This is a genomic window from Pseudomonas sp. R2-7-07 (assembly GCF_003852355.1).
Taxonomy (GTDB): domain Bacteria; phylum Pseudomonadota; class Gammaproteobacteria; order Pseudomonadales; family Pseudomonadaceae; genus Aquipseudomonas.
On record NZ_CP027759.1, the window covers coordinates 5,432,974 to 5,449,741 of the forward strand.

Sequence of the window (16,768 nt, forward strand, 5' to 3'; positions counted from 1 at the left end):
CGCCGACGCTAAGACCAAGCGGGCAGTCCAACAGGTTAAAAAACGAATGAATGCTCTAGCCCGCCGCGCCGCAGGCCTGCTGCTCAGCACAGTTTGTCTGCCCCTTTCAGCTTTGGCTGCCGACCCACAACCCACCCACGAATTCACCCTCGACAACGGCCTCAAGGTGGTCGTGCGCGAAGATCATCGCGCGCCGGTGGTGGTTTCCCAGGTCTGGTACAAGGTCGGCTCGAGCTACGAAACCCCGGGCCAGACCGGTTTGTCCCATGCCCTGGAACATATGATGTTCAAGGGCAGCGCCAAGGTCGGCCCCGGCGAAGCCTCGCTGATCCTGCGCGACCTGGGCGCCGAAGAAAACGCCTTCACCAGTGATGACTACACCGCTTATTACCAGGTGCTGGCCCGTGACCGCCTGGGCGTGGCTTTCGAACTGGAAGCCGACCGCATGGCCAGCCTGCGTCTGCCGGCCGATGAGTTCAGCCGCGAAATCGAGGTCATCAAGGAAGAGCGCCGCCTGCGCACCGACGACAACCCGATGTCCAAGGCCTATGAACGCTTCAAGGCCATGGCCTTCCCGGCCAGCGGCTATCACACGCCCACCATCGGCTGGATGGCTGACCTTGAGCGCATGAAGGTCGAGGAACTGCGCCACTGGTACCAGGCCTGGTACGTGCCGAACAACGCGACCCTGGTAGTGGTCGGTGACGTTACGCCGGACGAGGTGAAAAACCTGGCCCAGCGCTACTTCGGCCCGATCCCCAAGCGTGACGTCCCGCCCGCCAAGGTCCCGATGGAGCTGGCCGAGCCCGGCGAGCGCCTGCTGACCCTGCATGTGCAAACCCAGCTGCCCAGCGTATTCCTCGGTTTCAACGTGCCGAGCCTGGCCACCGCCGAGGACAAGCGTTCGGTACAAGCCCTGCGCCTGATCTCGGCCCTGCTCGACGGCGGTTATAGCGCGCGTATCTCCGAGCAGTTGGAGCGGGGTGAAGAACTGGTCTCAGCCGCTTCCACCGATTATGACGCCTTCACCCGCGGCGACACGCTGTTCATGCTGACCGCCACGCCCAACCAGCAGAAGAAAAAAACCGTCGCCCAAGCCGAAGCCGGCCTGTGGCGCCTGCTGGAAGAACTCAAAGCCAAGCCGCCAACCGCCGAAGAACTGGAGCGCATCCGCGCCCAGGTGATTGCGGGCGTGGTCTACCAGCGCGACTCCATCACCAGCCAGGCCACGGCGATCGGCTCGCTGGAGACCGTCGGCTTGTCCTGGAAGCTGATGGACACTGAGCTTGCCGACCTGCAAAGCGTCACCCCGGAAGATATCCAAAAAGCTGCACGCACCTATTTCACCCGCGAACGTCTGAGCGTCGCCCATGTTTTGCCTGAGGAGACCGCTCATGAGTGACCGCAAGAGCAACCGCCTGATTCTGCCCGGCCTGATCGCCGTCACCTTGATCGCGGCCGGTGCCGTGTACCTGTTGCGCCCGAGCGAGTCGGTCGCCAGCCAGGCACTGGACAAGGCCCAAACGGCCAACACACTGCAATCGCTGGCTGAACTGGACGGCAAGGCGCCGACCAACCGCAAGCTCGACGTGCAAACCTGGACCACCGCCGAAGGCGCCAAGGTGCTGTTCGTCGAAGCCCATGAACTGCCGATGTTCGACGTGCGCATCCTGTTCGCCGCCGGCAGCAGCCAGGACGGCGATGTGCCGGGCCTGGCCCTGATGACCAATGCTATGCTCAACGAAGGCGTGCCGGGCAAGGACGTCAGCCAGATCGCCAGCGGCTTTGAAGGCCTGGGGGCCGACTTTGGCAATGGCGCCTATCGCGATATGGCCCTGGTGTCCCTGCGCAGCTTGAGCGACAGCGACAAACGCGATGCCGCACTCGCGCTGTTCGATGACGTGATCGGCAAGCCGACCTTCCCGGCCGACTCACTGGCACGCATCAAGAATCAGATCCTGGCCGGCTTCGAATACCAGAAACAGAACCCCGCCAAGCTGGCCAGCATCGAGCTGTTCAAGCGCCTGTACGGCGACCATCCGTATGCCCACCCAAGCGAAGGCACGCCTGAAAGCGTGCCGGCGATTACCGTGCAACAGCTGCAGGCATTCCACGCCAAGGCTTATGCGGCAGGCAATGCAGTGATCGCGGTGGTGGGCGACCTGACCCGCGCCGAAGCCGAAGCCATGACCGCCAAGGTCTCTGCCGCGTTGCCCAAGGGCCCGGCCTTGGCGAAGATTGCCCAGCCAACCGAGCCAAAGGCCGGCCTGAGCCGCATCGAGTTTCCCTCCAAGCAGACCCACCTGCTGTTTGCCCAGTTGGGCATCGATCGCGCCGATCCGGACTACGCTGCACTGTCCCTGGGCAACCAGATTCTGGGCGGCGGTGGTTTCGGCACGCGGTTGATGAGCGAAGTGCGTGAAAAACGCGGCCTCACCTACGGCGTGTACTCCGGCTTCTCGCCGATGCAGGTGCGCGGCCCGTTCATGATCAACCTGCAGACCCGCGCCGAAATGAGCGGCGGCACGCTGCGCTTGGTCGAAGACGTCGTGGCCGACTACCTCAAGACCGGCCCCACCCAGAAGGAGCTGGATGATGCCAAGCGCGAACTGGCCGGCAGCTTCCCGCTGTCCACCGCGAGCAACGCCGATATCGTCGGGCAGCTCGGCGCCATGGGTTTCTATAACCTGCCGCTGAGCTATCTGGAGGATTTCATGAAACAATCTCAGGCCCTGACCGTGGAGCAGGTCAAGGCTGCAATGAACAAACACTTGAGCGCCGACAAGATGGTCATCGTGACCGCCGGCCCGACGATTGCGCAAAAGCCACTACCGCCCCCCACTGATAAACCCGCCGAGCAGCCGCTCGGGGTTCCGGAGCATTAATGGCCAGTTCATCTCGCCCGAAAAAACCTGTCCACAACGTACATAACGGTGTGGGCCAACTGCGCATCATTGGCGGTGAATGGGGCAGCCGCAAGCTGAGCTTCCCCGATGTCGTGGGCCTGCGCCCGACGCCAGATCGCGTGCGCGAAACCTTGTTCAACTGGCTTGCGCCCTACATCGGCGGCGCCAAGGTGCTCGACCCGTTTGCGGGCAGTGGGGCGCTGTTCCTGGAGGCGCTGTCCCGTGGCGCCTCCCAGGCCCAGGCGCTGGATGCGAGCAATGTGGCGGTGTCCAGCCTCAAGGAACACTTGGGCACGTTGCGCTGCACCAACGGCCAGGTTCAGACCGCCGACGCCTTGCGCTACCTGGAAACCCAGGCGGCCAGCGAATACGACGTGGTGTTCCTCGATCCACCGTTCAACCAGAACCTGCTGCCGACCGTGTGTGCATTGCTGGAAGAACGCCAATGGTTGGCGCCGGATGCGTGGGTCTACACTGAAAGCGAGACAGCGCCGTCGACGCTCGGCCTGCCGGGGAGCTGGCGCTTGCACCGCGAGCAGAAGTCCGGGCGGGTTTATTACGCGTTGTGGCACCGCACCCTGTAGGAGCGAGCTTGCTCGCGAAGGTCGAACAGGCGACACGGGCTGCCTGATAGCGCTGCGTTATCGTTTACGTTTTTCGCGAGCAAGCTCGCTCCTACAGGAGTCAGGGTAAGTTCGTCCGGCGGCGAGTATTTCATGACGGCATCTGTGGACCGCTTCACCCCCGCCTTCGGCCTCGGCAACCCCCATCTGCAAACGCTGTGGGGGCCGCTATGGCGTCCCACCACGCATATCGAGCGTCAGCGCGAACGCCTGTGGCTGGAGGACGGCGACTTTCTGGACCTCGACTGGCACGGCCCACATGACGTGCACGCGCCTCTGGTGCTGGTGCTGCACGGGCTGACCGGTTCGTCCAATTCGCCCTACGTGGCCGGCCTGCAAAAGGCGCTCGCGGCCCAAGGCTGGGCCAGCGCAGCCTTGAACTGGCGCGGTTGCTCAGGCGAGCCGAATTTGTTGGCCCGCAGCTACCATTCCGGTGCCAGCGAAGATCTGGCGGCAGCGATCGCCCATCTGCGTGCCAAGCGGCCGTTGGCGCCGTTATATGCGGTGGGTTATTCCTTGGGCGGCAACGTATTGCTCAAGCACCTGGGGGAAACCGGCGACGCCTCCGGGCTGCAAGGCGCGGCGGCGGTATCGGTGCCGTTTCGCCTGGATCAATGCGCGGATCGCATCGGGATTGGCTTTTCGCGGGTGTATCAGAAGCACTTTATGCGCGAGATGCTGGCTTATATCCGCGTCAAGCAACGCCAGTTTTTGCAGGACGGCCGACAAGACGGGCTCAACACCCTGGAGGCGTTGGGTCCGTTGGAGAAAATGCGCACGTTCTGGGATTTCGATGGCCGGGTCACCGCGCCGCTGCACGGTTTCCTCAGCGCCGAGGACTACTACCGCCGCGCCTCGAGTCGCTACTACCTGGGCGCTATCCGCACGCCGACGTTGATTATCCAGGCGGCGGATGACCCGTTTGTGTTTGCCCACAGTTTGCCCGAAGCCAGTGAGCTATCAGACTGTACCGAGTTCGAGCTGACGGCCAAGGGCGGGCATGTGGGGTTTGTAGAGGGTTCGCTGAAACGCCCCGGCTACTACCTGGAACGCCGCATCCCCCAATGGCTACTGGCACAACACGGATAAAAATGTGGGAGGGGGGCTTGCCCTAATGCCAGTCAGTTAAGGACGAACACTGTACCTGTGGCGAGGGAGCTTGCTCCCGCTGGGCCGCGAAGCGGCCCCAAAAATGGGACTGCTGCGCAGTCCAGCGGGAGCAAGCTCCCTCGCCACAGGTTACTTTTTACCCTTTCTACTTCTTAACTGACTGGCATTAGGGCTTGCCCCCGATTGCAGTGGATCAGCTAAAGATAAGCTAGCTGATACTCCGCTATCGGGAGCAAGCCCCCTCCCACATTTTGATTGGGTTCGCAGGCCGATTGCTCAGTCGCCAGTGGCAATTTCCCGCGCTGGATCCGTAATCCACTCACTCCAAGACCCCGCATACAACTTGCCCAACGGGTACCCCGCCAAGCCCAACGCAAACAGGTTATGGCACGCCGTCACACCCGAACCGCAATACGCCACCAGCTCATCCGGCGACCGGCCCTGCAACTGCGCAGCAAAACGCTGTTTGAGCTGCTCAGCCGGCAAAAAGCGCCCATCACTGCCAAGGTTTTCATTGAAGGCCGCGCATTGCGCGCCTGGAATATGCCCGGCGATCGGGTCGATGGGCTCCACATCACCACGAAAACGCGCCTGGGCGCGAGCATCGATCAACGTCATGCCCGGTTCGCCCAGGCGTTTCTGTAACTGCTCGGCATCGAGCACCAATCGATTATCCGGCGTACCGGCAAACGTGCCTGGTTCGACCACCGGCGCATCCAGGCTCAATGGGAAGCCCGCCGCGTGCCACGCCTTGAGGCCGCCATCCAGGATAAACACACCCTCGCGCTTGCCGAGCCAGGCCAGCAACCACCATGCCCGAGCCGCAAAGGCCCCTGGGCCGTCGTCATACAGCACCACGTCGGTGTCAGCGCTGATGCCCCATGCCTGCAATTGCTGAATGAAGGCGTGCGCCGCGGGCAGCGGGTGACGGCCGGTCACGCCCTTGATCACCGGGCCGCTGAGATGGCGCTCCAGGTCGGCATATTGCGCCCCTTCGATGTGCCCTTCGGCATAGCTGCACAGGCCGTAATCCGGGTCTTCCAGGGCAAAACGGCAATCGAGGATCACCAGCCCGGCCGACGTTTGGCGCTCGGCTAATGCCTGGGGGCTGATCAGTTGAGCAAGTGGCATGACTGACTCCTGTGCATACAAAGGGGAAAGGTCTTACTTCACTTCTTCCAATGCCTGGTTCAATGGCACGTAAAACTCTTTGAACAACGCATCCACCGCCGTTTTTGCCTGAGGCGTGACAAACCCCGCCTCCAGCACCAGCACCTGATAGACCCCACGTTTTATCGCTTCGGCGCTCAAATGGGTGGAATTTTCATTGGTGGTGCACAGGAAACGCACCCACGAGGTGAGGATGATCCAGGCATTGAGGGTCAGGGCCTCGGTTTGCACCGGGTCCATCGTGAGGATGCCGGCGTCGACAAAGCCCTGGTAGATTGCCCCGCCCTGGATCAGGCAGCGCTGGGAGAACCGCCGATAGCCCGTGGCCAGCTCGGGGTCGCTTTCCAATAAATGTTCGAGGTCGCGGTGCAGGAAGCGGTAGCGCCACATGCCGGCCAGTACCGCCTGCAGGTAAAAGCGTTTGTCTTCCACCACCATCGCCCGCCCCTGGGGCGGGCGTAGGAAACTGTCCACCAACGTTTCGTATTCACGGAACAGCACGGCGATAATCGCCTGCTTATTGGGGAAGTGGTAGTACAGGTTGCCCGGGGAAATCTCCATATGGGCAGCGATATGGTTGGTGCTGACACTGCGCTCCCCCTGCTGGTTAAAAAGCTCCAGGCTGGTTTGCACAATTCGCTCGCTGGTCTTTACTCGTGGTGCCATAGGGCTCAGCTTCCAAACACAGGATGAGGCATCTTACGGCCTATCCGGGTCAGGATAAATCTGGTTGTTACTGCAATGTTATTTGACAATTTAGAGTAATGACTCTAAAAATCCAGGCAGACCTATAACAACCGGGACCGCGCCATGTCTGCCAACGTTGCCTACCTGCAGCAATCCCAGGCGCTGGATCAACTCCAGATCCTGTTCGACGCCCAACGTAGTGCTTATGCCGCCAACCCGATGCCGCCGGCCGCGCAACGCCAGCAATGGCTCAAGGCCCTGCGCGATGTGCTCAGCGATGAACGCCAGGCGCTGATCAATGCGATCAGCCAGGACTTCAGCCATCGCAGCGCGGACGAAACCCTGTTCGCCGAACTGATGCCCAGCCTGCACGGCATTCACTACGCGAGTAAACACCTCAAAGGCTGGATGAAACCTTCTCGGCGTGCTGTAGGCATTGCCTTTCAGCCCGCGTCGGCCAAAGTCATTTACCAACCGCTGGGTGTGGTCGGCGTCATCGTGCCGTGGAACTACCCGCTGTACCTGGCTATCGGTCCGCTGGTCGGAGCCTTGGCCGCCGGCAACCGGGTAATGCTCAAGCTCAGCGAATCCACGCCGGCCACCGGCGAACTGCTCAAGGCATTGCTGGCAAAAATCTTCCCCGAAGACCTGGTGTGCGTGGTGCTCGGCGAAGCTGACGTCGGCGTGGCATTTTCCAGGTTGCGTTTCGATCATTTGCTGTTCACCGGCGCCACCAGCATCGGCCGGCATGTGATGCGGGCCGCCGCCGAACACCTCACACCGGTCACCCTGGAGTTGGGCGGCAAATCGCCAGCCATTGTGTCCGCCGACGTGCCGCTCAAGGACGCCGCCGAACGTATCGCCTTCGGCAAGGCCTTGAACGCCGGGCAAACCTGCGTGGCGCCCGACTATGTGCTGGTGCCGGAGGAACGTGTGGACGGTTTTGTCGAGGCTTACACCAACGCGATTCGCGGGTTTTATCCGACCCTGGCCGACAACCCGGACTACACCGCCATCATCAACGAGCGGCAACTGGACAGGCTCAATGCCTACGCCAAGGATGCCACCGACAAGGGCGCCACCCTGATTCCGCTTTACGACCAGGGCCAAGCACGCCGTATGGCCCATAGCCTGTTGCTGAATGTAAGCGACGATATGACGGTCATGCAGGACGAGATCTTTGGTCCGCTATTACCGATCGTGCCCTATCGCGGCATCGACCAGGCCTTTGCCTACATCAACCAACGCCCTCGCCCGCTGGCCCTGTATTACTTCGGCTACAACAAACGCGAACAGGACCGTGTGCTCCACGAGACCCACTCCGGCGGCGTGTGCCTGAACGACACCCTGCTGCACGTGGCCCAGGACGACATGCCATTCGGCGGCATCGGCCCCTCTGGCATGGGCCACTACCACGGCCACGAAGGTTTCCTGACGTTCAGCAAGGCCAAGGGCGTGCTGGTCAAACAGCGTTTGAACGCGGCGAAGCTGATCTACCCGCCCTACGGGAAAACCATCCAGAAGTTGATCCAGAAGCTGTTTATCCGCTGATAACCTCACCTGCGGGACAAAAAAACAATGAACCCCAGCCTGACTGAAACACCTGCGCTGTCACGGCGCGGCGTCTTGAAAATCGGCCTGTGCGCCAGCGCGTTCCTGGCCACCGCCGGGCTGGGGGCGAGCCTCAGCGGCTGCTCGAGCAGCACGCCGGCCAGCGGCTTTGCGCTGTTGCGGACCAGTGACCTGCCATTTTTGCGCGCGGTGATCCCGGTACTGCTGGAAGGCGCGGCCAGCGCCCAGGCCGTCAGCGCCGGAATTGAAGACACCCTTAAAAAGCTCGACTACAGCCTGCAGCACCTGTCACCCGAGATGTTCAAGCTCACCCAGCAGCTGTTCGATGTGCTCGGCATGGGCATTACCCGAGGCCCGCTGACGGGTATCTGGGGCAGCTGGGAAAATGCCAGCGCGGAGCAGATCCGCAACTTCCTGCAGCGTTGGGAAAACAGCTACCTGAACCTGCTGCGCATGGGCCAGGGCTCGCTGCTCAAGCTGGTGACCATGGCCTGGTACTTCCGGCCCGAGTCCTGGGCCCATTGCGGCTATCCCGGCCCGCCGAAAATGTGATTTGCATCCCCAACAATAAAAACCAGAGACGAACCTGATGCCCGTACCCGATCTATTCCGCGACGGCATGGCCCGCGGCTGGAAAACCCACAACGGCGCCGCCCTCGACAGCGACCTGACCCTGGAAGCCGACGTAGCCATCATCGGCAGCGGCGCCGGTGGCGGCACCACCGCCGAAATCCTCAGCGCCGCTGGCTACAAGGTGCTGTTGATCGAAGAAGGCCCACTCAAGACCAGCAGCGATTTCAAGCTGCTGGAAGACGAAGCCTATGCCAGCCTGTACCAGGAAGGGATCGGCCGCATGAGCAAGGACGGTGCGATTACCATCCTGCAGGGCCGGGCGGTGGGCGGCACCACGCTGATCAACTGGACTTCCAGCTTCCGCACACCGGATGCCACCCTCGCCCATTGGGCCAGCGACTACGCGGTGAAGGGCCATAGCAGCGCCGAGATGGCGCCATGGTTCGAGACCATGGAGCAGCGCCTGGGCATCGCGCCATGGGCCCTGCCGCCTAATGCCAACAACGACGTGATCCGCAAAGGCTGCGAAAAGCTCGGCTACAGCTGGCACGTGATCCCGCGCAATGTGCGCGGTTGCTTCAATCTGGGTTATTGCGGCATGGGCTGCCCGGTCAATGCCAAGCAATCGATGCTGGTGACCACCATCCCCGCCACCCTGGAAAAAGGCGGCGAGCTGCTCTACCTGGCTCGCGCCGAGCGCCTCAAATACAGCGGCGACACGATCAGCAGCCTGGAATGCATGGCCATGGATGAGCGCTGCGTGGCGCCTACCGGGCGCAAGATCACCGTGAAGGCCAAACACTACGTACTCGCGGGCGGCGGCATCAACAGCCCGGCATTGCTGATGCGCTCGGGCGCGCCCGACCCGCATTCACGCCTGGGCAAACGCACCTTCCTGCACCTGGTGAATTTCTCCGCCGGGTTGTTCGACGAGGTGATCAACCCCTTCTACGGGGCGCCGCAGTCGATATATTCCGACCACTTCCAGTGGCAGGACGGCACCACCGGTAAAATGTCCTACAAACTAGAAGCTCCGCCCCTGCATCCAGGACTGGCTACCACCCTGTTCGGCGGCTACGGCGCGCAGAACGCCTTGGACATGAGCCAATTGCCCCACACCCACGCCATGCTCGCACTATTGCGAGACGGCTTTCACCCCGACAGCCCTGGCGGCGCAGTGGAATTACGCGGTGACGGTACGCCGGTGCTCGACTATCAGGTCTCGCCCTATGCCTGGGACGGCCTGCGCCGGGCCTTCCACAGCATGGCCGAGATTCAGTTCGCGGCGGGCGCCAAATCGGTCAAGCCCCTGCATCACGACGCCCGGTACGTGAATAACCTGGCAGACGCACGTAGTTTGATCGACGGTTTGAGCCTCGAGCTGCATCGCACCACCCTGGGCAGCGCCCATGTGATGGGCGGTTGTGCCATGGGCGAAGACCCGAAAAACGCAGTGGCCGATAGCCTCGGGCGCCATCACCAACTGCGCAACCTGTCGATTCACGACGGCTCTCTGTTCCCCACCAGCATTGGGGCAAATCCCCAATTGTCGGTGTATGGATTGACTGCCCAACTGGCGTCGGCTTTGTCCGAACGTCTGAAAACAGCGTGAAAAATCGCAGGATCCACGGCATCTATCTACATAAGTCGACTTGGCCGACCGGGATGGCTGCGATACCATCCGGTTCCCCAACGGACTCCGCCAGGACGACGCGATGAACCGAGTGTTGTACCCAGGTACCTTCGACCCGATTACCAAAGGCCATGGCGATCTGGTCGAACGTGCCTCTCGCCTGTTCGACCATGTGATCATCGCGGTTGCCGCCAGCCCCAAGAAAAACCCGCTGTTCCCGCTGGAACAACGCGTGGAGCTGGCCCGTGAGGTCACCAAGCACCTGCCTAACGTAGAAGTGGTGGGCTTTGCGACGCTGCTGGCGCATTTTGCCAAGGAGCAGAACGCCAATGTGTTCCTGCGTGGCCTGCGCGCGGTGTCGGATTTCGAATATGAATTCCAGCTGGCCAACATGAACCGCCAACTGGCGCCGGACGTGGAAAGCCTGTTTCTGACGCCGTCGGAACGTTACTCGTTCATTTCCTCGACGTTGGTGCGCGAAATCGCTGCTTTGGGCGGAGATATCACCAAGTTCGTGCATCCGGCCGTTGCGGACGCGCTGACGCTGCGCTTCAAGAAGTAAGACCGCTCAACCGGCGCCCGCTCGCGCTGCGGGCGCCAATGCGGCACAATTGCGCGCATTAGTTTTCAGATGCCTTGGCTGACGGCCCTGGCAGGAGTTTTCATGTCCCTGATCATCACCGACGATTGCATCAATTGCGACGTCTGCGAACCCGAGTGCCCGAACGCTGCGATTTCCCAGGGCGAAGAGATCTACGTGATCGACCCCAACCTGTGCACCCAGTGCGTCGGCCACTACGACGAGCCCCAATGCCAGCAGGTGTGCCCGGTGGATTGCATTCCATTGGATGAAGCCCATCCGGAGACGGAAGAGCAGTTGATGGAGAAGTACCGGAAGATTACCGGTAAGGCTTGAGGCTATTCAGCGCCTGTAGCGGCCTCATCGGGGGCAAGCCCCCTCCCACATGTGAACGCATTTCAAATGTGGGAGGGGGCTTGCCCCCGATGACGATATCAGCCATCACACAGCACTCAGCTCTGACACTTGGGACAAAACACACTCGCCCGCTGCCCCAGCACCACATTGCGCAACTCGGTCCCACAGACCTTGCACGCCGCGCCGCCCCGGCCATAAACGAACAGTTCCTGCTGGAAATACCCCGGCTGCCCATCGCCACCGATAAAGTCGCGCAACGTGGTACCGCCGCGCTCGATGGCTGCCGCCAGCACGCGCTTGATCTCGATCGCCAGCTTCAGATAACGCCCCCGCGATATACCGCCCGCCGCGCGACGCGGATCGATTCCCGCCGCAAACAGCGCTTCCGTCGCATAGATATTGCCCACGCCCACCACCACCGCGTTATCCATGATGAACGGCTTGACCGCCATCGACCGCCCACGGGACAGCTGGAACAAGCGCTCGCCATCAAACAGCGCGGTCAACGGCTCCGGCCCCAGGCGGATCAGCAGCTCGTGGTTGTGCGGGTCCTGGCTCCAGAGCATCGCGCCAAAGCGCCGGGGATCGGTGTAGCGCAGGGCCAGGCCGGATTCCAATTCGATATCCACATGCTCATGCTTGGCCGCAGGCATGCCGACTTCAACCAGGCGCAGGTTGCCCGACATGCCCAGGTGGCTGATCAAAGTGCCCACTTCGGCATTGATCAACAGGTACTTGGCGCGCCGCTCCACCAGCACGATGCGCTGCCCGGACAGGCGCACATCGAGGTCTTCCGGAATCGGCCAGCGCAGGCGGCGCTCACGCACCACCACCCGGCTGACGCGCTGGCCCTCCAGGTGAGGGGCAATCCCGCGCCGGGTGGTTTCGACTTCTGGTAACTCAGGCATGTGTACCTCGGGAAGAAAGGCTCAGTGCGCGCCCAGCTCGCAGATCGACAACTTCAGGCTTTCGAAGTCGTAGTCCGACAGGCCCACGTAATCCAGCACCAGGTGGCCGATCGCCTCCCATTCACGGTCGACGGTCTGGTTGCCCAGCACGCGATAGGACGAACAAATGTGCTCGGCCATTTTCAGAATCGCCAGCAGGTTTTTAAGCACCGGGTTACGCGACGACTCATCGCTGAAAATCGCCAGGGCGTTGTGGTGATTGGCGATGGCGTCGGTCACATGCTCCGGCAGGCGCCAGGATTTGGCGGTGTAATAGCCCACCACTGCATGGTTGGTGTTGAACGCGTTGTTCTCGGTGTCGACCACGCGGCAATCCGGGCCGGCATTGGCGTAGCCCTGTTCCAATACCGTCATGTAGTTGGGGAACCGCTTGAGCATCAGCGGTACGCCGCAATCGTGGAACAGGCCCAGGGCGTAGGCTTCGTCGACCGCTTGAGCGCCGGTGCGCTTGGCCAGGGTCAGGCAGGTCATGGCCACGTCCTGAGCCGTGTCCCAGAAGCGGTTGAGCGTGACGATGGTGTCATCGCTCATCTCGCCTTTGATCGACAACGCATTGATCAGGTTGATCACCGAGCGGCTGCCCAGCAGGTTCACCGCGCGCTGGATCGAAGCGATCTTGTTGCTCAGGCCGTAATACGGCGAGTTGACGATTTTCAGCAGCGCGCCGGACAGGCCCGGGTCCTGGGCGATCAGCCGGGCGATCACTTCCAAGTCCGGGTCGGGCATGTACTGTTCCATCTGCAAATCCACCATGATTTGCGGCTGGGGCGGCACGCTGATGCCTTGCAGCACCTGCTGAATCTGTTCGGCGGAAAGCTCTTGGGACATAAGTACACACTCTGGGCTAGGCAGGGATTCTAACCCTTATGCAGACGTGGCCGACACCCAAATGCCCGATTGAAACCGGACTAAATGTGGGAGGGGGCTTGCTCCCGATAGCAGTGGATCAGTCAGCTCATCTGTTTCTGACATACCGCTATCGGGAGCAAGCCCCCTCCCACATGTCCGGCGGCGCGGCCAATAACTACACAACACGGTATACTCCCGCTCTTTTTTCCGGAGCGACGTCATGTCCCTGCCAAGCCTGCGTCTCAAAGCCAACGCCGATCGTCGTTTGCGCAACGGCCACCTGTGGGTCTACAGCAACGAAATCGACGTGGCCGCCACCCCACTCCACGGCTTCCAGGCAGGTGACCAGGCTATCCTGGAAGCAGCCGGCGGCAAGACCCTCGGCATCGTGGCCATGAGCCCGAACAACCTGATCTGCGCCCGCCTGCTGTCGCGCGACATTAAGTTGCCGCTGGACAAGTCGCTGCTGGTGCACCGCATCAACGTCGCCCTGTCGCTGCGTGATCGCCTGTTCGACAAGCCGTTCTATCGCCTGGTCTACGGTGATTCCGACCTGCTGCCAGGTTTGGTGGTCGACCGTTTCGGCGACATCCTCGTCGTGCAGATCGCCTCGGCGACCATGGAAGCCCATAAAGAAGACGTGATCGCCGCGCTGACCCAAGTGCTCAAGCCGAGCGGCATCCTGTTCAAGAACGACTCCGCCGCGCGCGACGCTGAAGGCCTCAACCGCTACGTCGAAACCGTGTTCGGCCTGGTGCCGGAGTGGGTGGCGCTGGAAGAAAACGGCGTGAAATTCGAAGCCCCGGTGATCCAGGGCCAGAAAACCGGCTGGTTCTACGACCACCGCATGAACCGCGCACGCCTGGCGCCGTATGCCAAGGGCAAGCGCGTACTCGACCTGTACAGCTACATCGGCGGCTGGGGCGTACAAGCCGCGGCTTTCGGCGCCAGTGAAGTGTTCTGCGTCGACGCCTCTGCCTTCGCCCTCGATGGCGTGGAGCGCAACGCCGCGCTGAACGGCGTCGCCGAGAAAATGACCTGCATCGAAGGCGACGTGTTCGAAGCGCTCAAGGAACTCAAAGCCAGCGAAGAACGCTTCGACGTGATCGTCGCCGACCCGCCGGCCTTCATCAAGCGCAAGAAAGACATGAAAAACGGCGAAGGCGCCTACCGCCGCCTGAACGAGCAAGCCATGCGCCTGCTCAGCAAGGACGGCATCCTGGTCAGCGCCTCGTGCTCCATGCACCTGCCCGAAGACGACCTGCAAAACATCCTGCTGACCAGCGCCCGCCACCTGGACCGCAATATCCAGATGCTCGAACGCGGCGGCCAGGGCCCGGACCATCCGGTGCACCCGGCGATCGTCGAGACACGCTATATCAAGAGCATTACCTGCCGGTTGTTGCCGAACAGCTAACACCGGAACCTCCCTTGTAGGAGCGAGCTTGCTCGCGAAAAACCAACAGGCGACGCGCGCTGCCTGATAGCGCTGCGTTATCGTTTACGTTTTTCGCGAGCAAGCTCGCTCCTACAGGAAGACGGTGTAGAATCGGGCCTATTCATCGCCAGTCATCCCCCGGCGGGTTTATGAGCTCAAGGCCAATGCGCACGGCGATCCCGTCACGTTTGCGGCAACTTCCGGACACCAGTGCCATTTTTCGGGTGTTCCAGACGTCAATAGAAGCTCACTCCCCTTTGATACCTGATTAGCCGCCCGGAGTGCTCCATGCCAGATTACCGCTCGAAAACATCCACCCACGGCCGCAACATGGCCGGCGCGCGCGCACTGTGGCGTGCCACGGGGATGAAAGATGACGACTTCAAGAAGCCGATCATCGCGATTGCCAACTCGTTCACCCAGTTCGTCCCCGGCCACGTCCACCTCAAGGACCTGGGCCAATTGGTCGCCCGCGAGATCGAACGCGCCGGCGGCGTGGCAAAGGAATTCAACACCATCGCCGTGGACGACGGCATCGCCATGGGCCATGACGGCATGCTGTACTCGCTGCCGAGCCGCGAGATCATCGCCGACTCCGTGGAGTACATGGTCAACGCCCACTGCGCCGACGCCATCGTGTGCATTTCCAACTGCGACAAGATCACCCCCGGCATGCTGATGGCCGCCCTGCGCCTGAACATCCCGGTGATCTTCGTCTCCGGCGGCCCGATGGAAGCCGGCAAGACCAAGCTTGCCTCCCACGGCCTCGACCTGGTCGACGCCATGGTCATCGCCGCCGATTCCAGCGCTTCTGACGAGAAGGTCGCGGAATACGAGCGCAGCGCCTGCCCGACCTGCGGTTCATGCTCCGGCATGTTCACCGCCAACTCGATGAACTGCCTGGTCGAAGCCCTGGGCCTGGCCTTGCCGGGCAACGGTTCGACGCTGGCCACCCACAGCGACCGCGAGCAACTGTTCCTGCAGGCTGGCCGCACCATTGTCGAGCTGTGCAAGCGCTACTACACCGAGAACGATGAGTCGGTATTGCCGCGCAATATCGCCAACTTCAAGGCGTTCGAAAACGCCATGACCCTGGACATCGCCATGGGTGGTTCCACCAACACCATCCTGCACTTGCTGGCTGCCGCCCAGGAAGCCGAGATCGATTTCGACCTGCGCGACATCGACCGTCTGTCCCGTCACGTGCCGCAACTGTGCAAGGTCGCGCCGAACATCCAGAAGTACCACATGGAAGACGTGCACCGCGCCGGCGGGATCTTCTCGATCCTGGGCTCCCTGGCCCGTGGCGGCCTGCTGCACACCGACCTGCCGACTGTGCACAGCACGTCTCTCGCCGAAGGCATCGCCAAGTGGGATATCACCCAGACTGACGACGAAGCCGTGCACACCTTCTTCAAGGCAGGCCCTGCAGGCATTCCGACCCAGACCGCGTTCAGCCAGTCGACCCGCTGGGACACCCTGGATGACGACCGTGAAAACGGCTGCATCCGCAGTGTCGAGCACGCCTATTCCCAAGAAGGCGGCCTGGCCGTGCTGTACGGCAACATCGCCCTCGACGGTTGCGTGGTGAAGACTGCCGGTGTGGACGAGTCCATCCACGTGTTCGAAGGCCGCGCCAAGATCTACGAAAGCCAGGACAGCTCGGTGCGCGGCATCCTGGCTGACGAAGTCAAAGAAGGCGACATCGTAATCATCCGCTACGAAGGCCCCAAAGGCGGCCCGGGTATGCAGGAAATGCTTTACCCAACTTCGTACCTCAAGTCCAAAGGCCTGGGCAAAGCCTGTGCCCTGCTCACCGACGGCCGCTTCTCCGGCGGCACCTCGGGCCTGTCCATCGGCCACGCTTCGCCGGAAGCCGCTGCCGGCGGCGCGATCGGCCTGGTGCAGGATGGTGACAAAGTGCTGATCGACATTCCGAACCGTTCGATCAACCTGTTGATCAGCGATGAAGAACTGGCCGCACGCCGGGTCGAGCAGGACAAGAAAGGCTGGAAGCCGGTGGAGAAGCGCCCGCGCAAAGTCACGACCGCGTTGAAAGCTTATGCCCTGTTGGCGACCAGTGCCGATAAAGGCGCTGTGCGTAACAAGGCGATGCTAGACGGACTGTAAGCCTCGCCCATGAAAATGCCCCGCACTTGGCGGGGCATTTTTTTGCCTGGAGATAAACCCCAAGACCGATGAAGATCAAATGTGGGAGGGGGCTTGCTCCCGATAGCAGAGTGTCAGGCAATATATGAGCTGCCTGACCCACCGCTATCGGGAGCAAGCCCCCTCCCACATT

Annotated in this window: 14 protein-coding genes and 1 pseudogene; 11 read left to right on the forward strand and 4 right to left on the reverse strand. The window is 61.8% G+C overall.

The features are described from left to right. Positions 1-46: 46 nt before the first annotated feature. The 4 genes from C4J86_RS25075 (at position 47) to C4J86_RS25090 (ending at position 4,618) form a co-directional block, all read left to right on the forward strand. Positions 47-1,402 (forward strand): pitrilysin family protein, encoded by a 1,356-nt coding sequence (locus C4J86_RS25075; protein ID WP_124372180.1) that lies wholly within the window; start codon positions 47-49, stop codon positions 1,400-1,402. Beyond that, positions 1,395-2,885, forward strand: a complete 1,491-nt coding sequence (locus C4J86_RS25080; RefSeq protein WP_124372181.1) for a pitrilysin family protein — start codon at positions 1,395-1,397, stop codon at positions 2,883-2,885. The genes C4J86_RS25075 and C4J86_RS25080 overlap by 8 nt, the downstream gene beginning before the upstream one ends. Next, complete coding sequence (gene rsmD, locus C4J86_RS25085; RefSeq protein ID WP_124364821.1) at positions 2,885-3,490, forward strand: 16S rRNA (guanine(966)-N(2))-methyltransferase RsmD; 606 nt, start codon at positions 2,885-2,887, stop codon at positions 3,488-3,490. Before C4J86_RS25080 ends, rsmD begins: the two co-directional genes overlap by 1 nt. Positions 3,491-3,622: 132 nt before the next feature. Continuing rightward, positions 3,623-4,618 carry a hydrolase gene (locus tag C4J86_RS25090; RefSeq protein WP_124368707.1) on the forward strand — a complete coding sequence of 332 codons (996 nt, stop codon included), beginning with the start codon at positions 3,623-3,625 and terminating at the stop codon, positions 4,616-4,618. Positions 4,619-4,915: 297 nt separating this feature from the next. Here C4J86_RS25090 and C4J86_RS25095 read toward each other — a convergent pair whose 3' ends face one another. Next, positions 4,916-5,770: a sulfurtransferase gene (locus C4J86_RS25095; protein WP_124372182.1), complete on the reverse strand. Its 855-nt coding sequence runs from the start codon at positions 5,768-5,770 to the stop codon at positions 4,916-4,918. A gap of 33 nt (positions 5,771-5,803) precedes the next feature. Continuing rightward, entirely contained in the window at positions 5,804-6,475 is a 672-nt protein-coding gene (locus C4J86_RS25100) for a TetR/AcrR family transcriptional regulator (protein WP_124372183.1), read from the reverse strand. Positions 6,476-6,604: 129 nt separating this feature from the next. Between C4J86_RS25100 and C4J86_RS25105 the strand changes: the two are divergent. The 5 genes and pseudogenes from C4J86_RS25105 to C4J86_RS25125 all read left to right on the forward strand — a co-directional run. Further along, positions 6,605-8,047, forward strand: a pseudogene (locus C4J86_RS25105) (coniferyl aldehyde dehydrogenase); the annotation flags it as partial. A 27-nt stretch (positions 8,048-8,074) separates the two neighbouring features. Next, positions 8,075-8,620 carry a twin-arginine translocation pathway signal protein gene (locus C4J86_RS25110; protein WP_124372185.1) on the forward strand — a complete coding sequence of 182 codons (546 nt, stop codon included), beginning with the start codon at positions 8,075-8,077 and terminating at the stop codon, positions 8,618-8,620. A 37-nt stretch (positions 8,621-8,657) separates the two neighbouring features. Continuing rightward, positions 8,658-10,253, forward strand: a complete 1,596-nt coding sequence (locus C4J86_RS25115) for a GMC family oxidoreductase (protein WP_124372186.1) — start codon at positions 8,658-8,660, stop codon at positions 10,251-10,253. A gap of 103 nt (positions 10,254-10,356) precedes the next feature. Continuing rightward, a complete protein-coding gene (gene coaD / locus C4J86_RS25120; protein ID WP_049711086.1) occupies positions 10,357-10,836 on the forward strand; it encodes a pantetheine-phosphate adenylyltransferase in 480 nt (159 codons plus the stop codon). 102 nt (positions 10,837-10,938) lie between these two features. After that, positions 10,939-11,190 carry a YfhL family 4Fe-4S dicluster ferredoxin gene (locus tag C4J86_RS25125; RefSeq protein WP_003195146.1) on the forward strand — a complete coding sequence of 84 codons (252 nt, stop codon included), beginning with the start codon at positions 10,939-10,941 and terminating at the stop codon, positions 11,188-11,190. Between the two features lie 116 nt (positions 11,191-11,306). Here the strand turns inward: C4J86_RS25125 and mutM are convergent, their stop codons facing one another. After that, complete coding sequence (gene mutM / locus C4J86_RS25130; RefSeq protein ID WP_124364828.1) at positions 11,307-12,119, reverse strand: bifunctional DNA-formamidopyrimidine glycosylase/DNA-(apurinic or apyrimidinic site) lyase; 813 nt, start codon at positions 12,117-12,119, stop codon at positions 11,307-11,309. A 21-nt stretch (positions 12,120-12,140) separates the two neighbouring features. Further along, entirely contained in the window at positions 12,141-12,953 is an 813-nt protein-coding gene (locus tag C4J86_RS25135; protein ID WP_177413172.1) for an HDOD domain-containing protein, read from the reverse strand. Between the two features lie 295 nt (positions 12,954-13,248). Between C4J86_RS25135 and C4J86_RS25140 the strand changes: the two genes are divergently transcribed. Further along, positions 13,249-14,445 carry a class I SAM-dependent rRNA methyltransferase gene (locus C4J86_RS25140; protein WP_053127951.1) on the forward strand — a complete coding sequence of 399 codons (1,197 nt, stop codon included), beginning with the start codon at positions 13,249-13,251 and terminating at the stop codon, positions 14,443-14,445. A 309-nt stretch (positions 14,446-14,754) separates the two neighbouring features. Continuing rightward, the gene (gene ilvD, locus C4J86_RS25145) at positions 14,755-16,596 is read left to right on the forward strand and encodes a dihydroxy-acid dehydratase (protein ID WP_057723488.1); all 1,842 of its coding nucleotides are present in this window, start codon (positions 14,755-14,757) and stop codon (positions 16,594-16,596) included. Positions 16,597-16,768 lie beyond the last annotated feature (172 nt).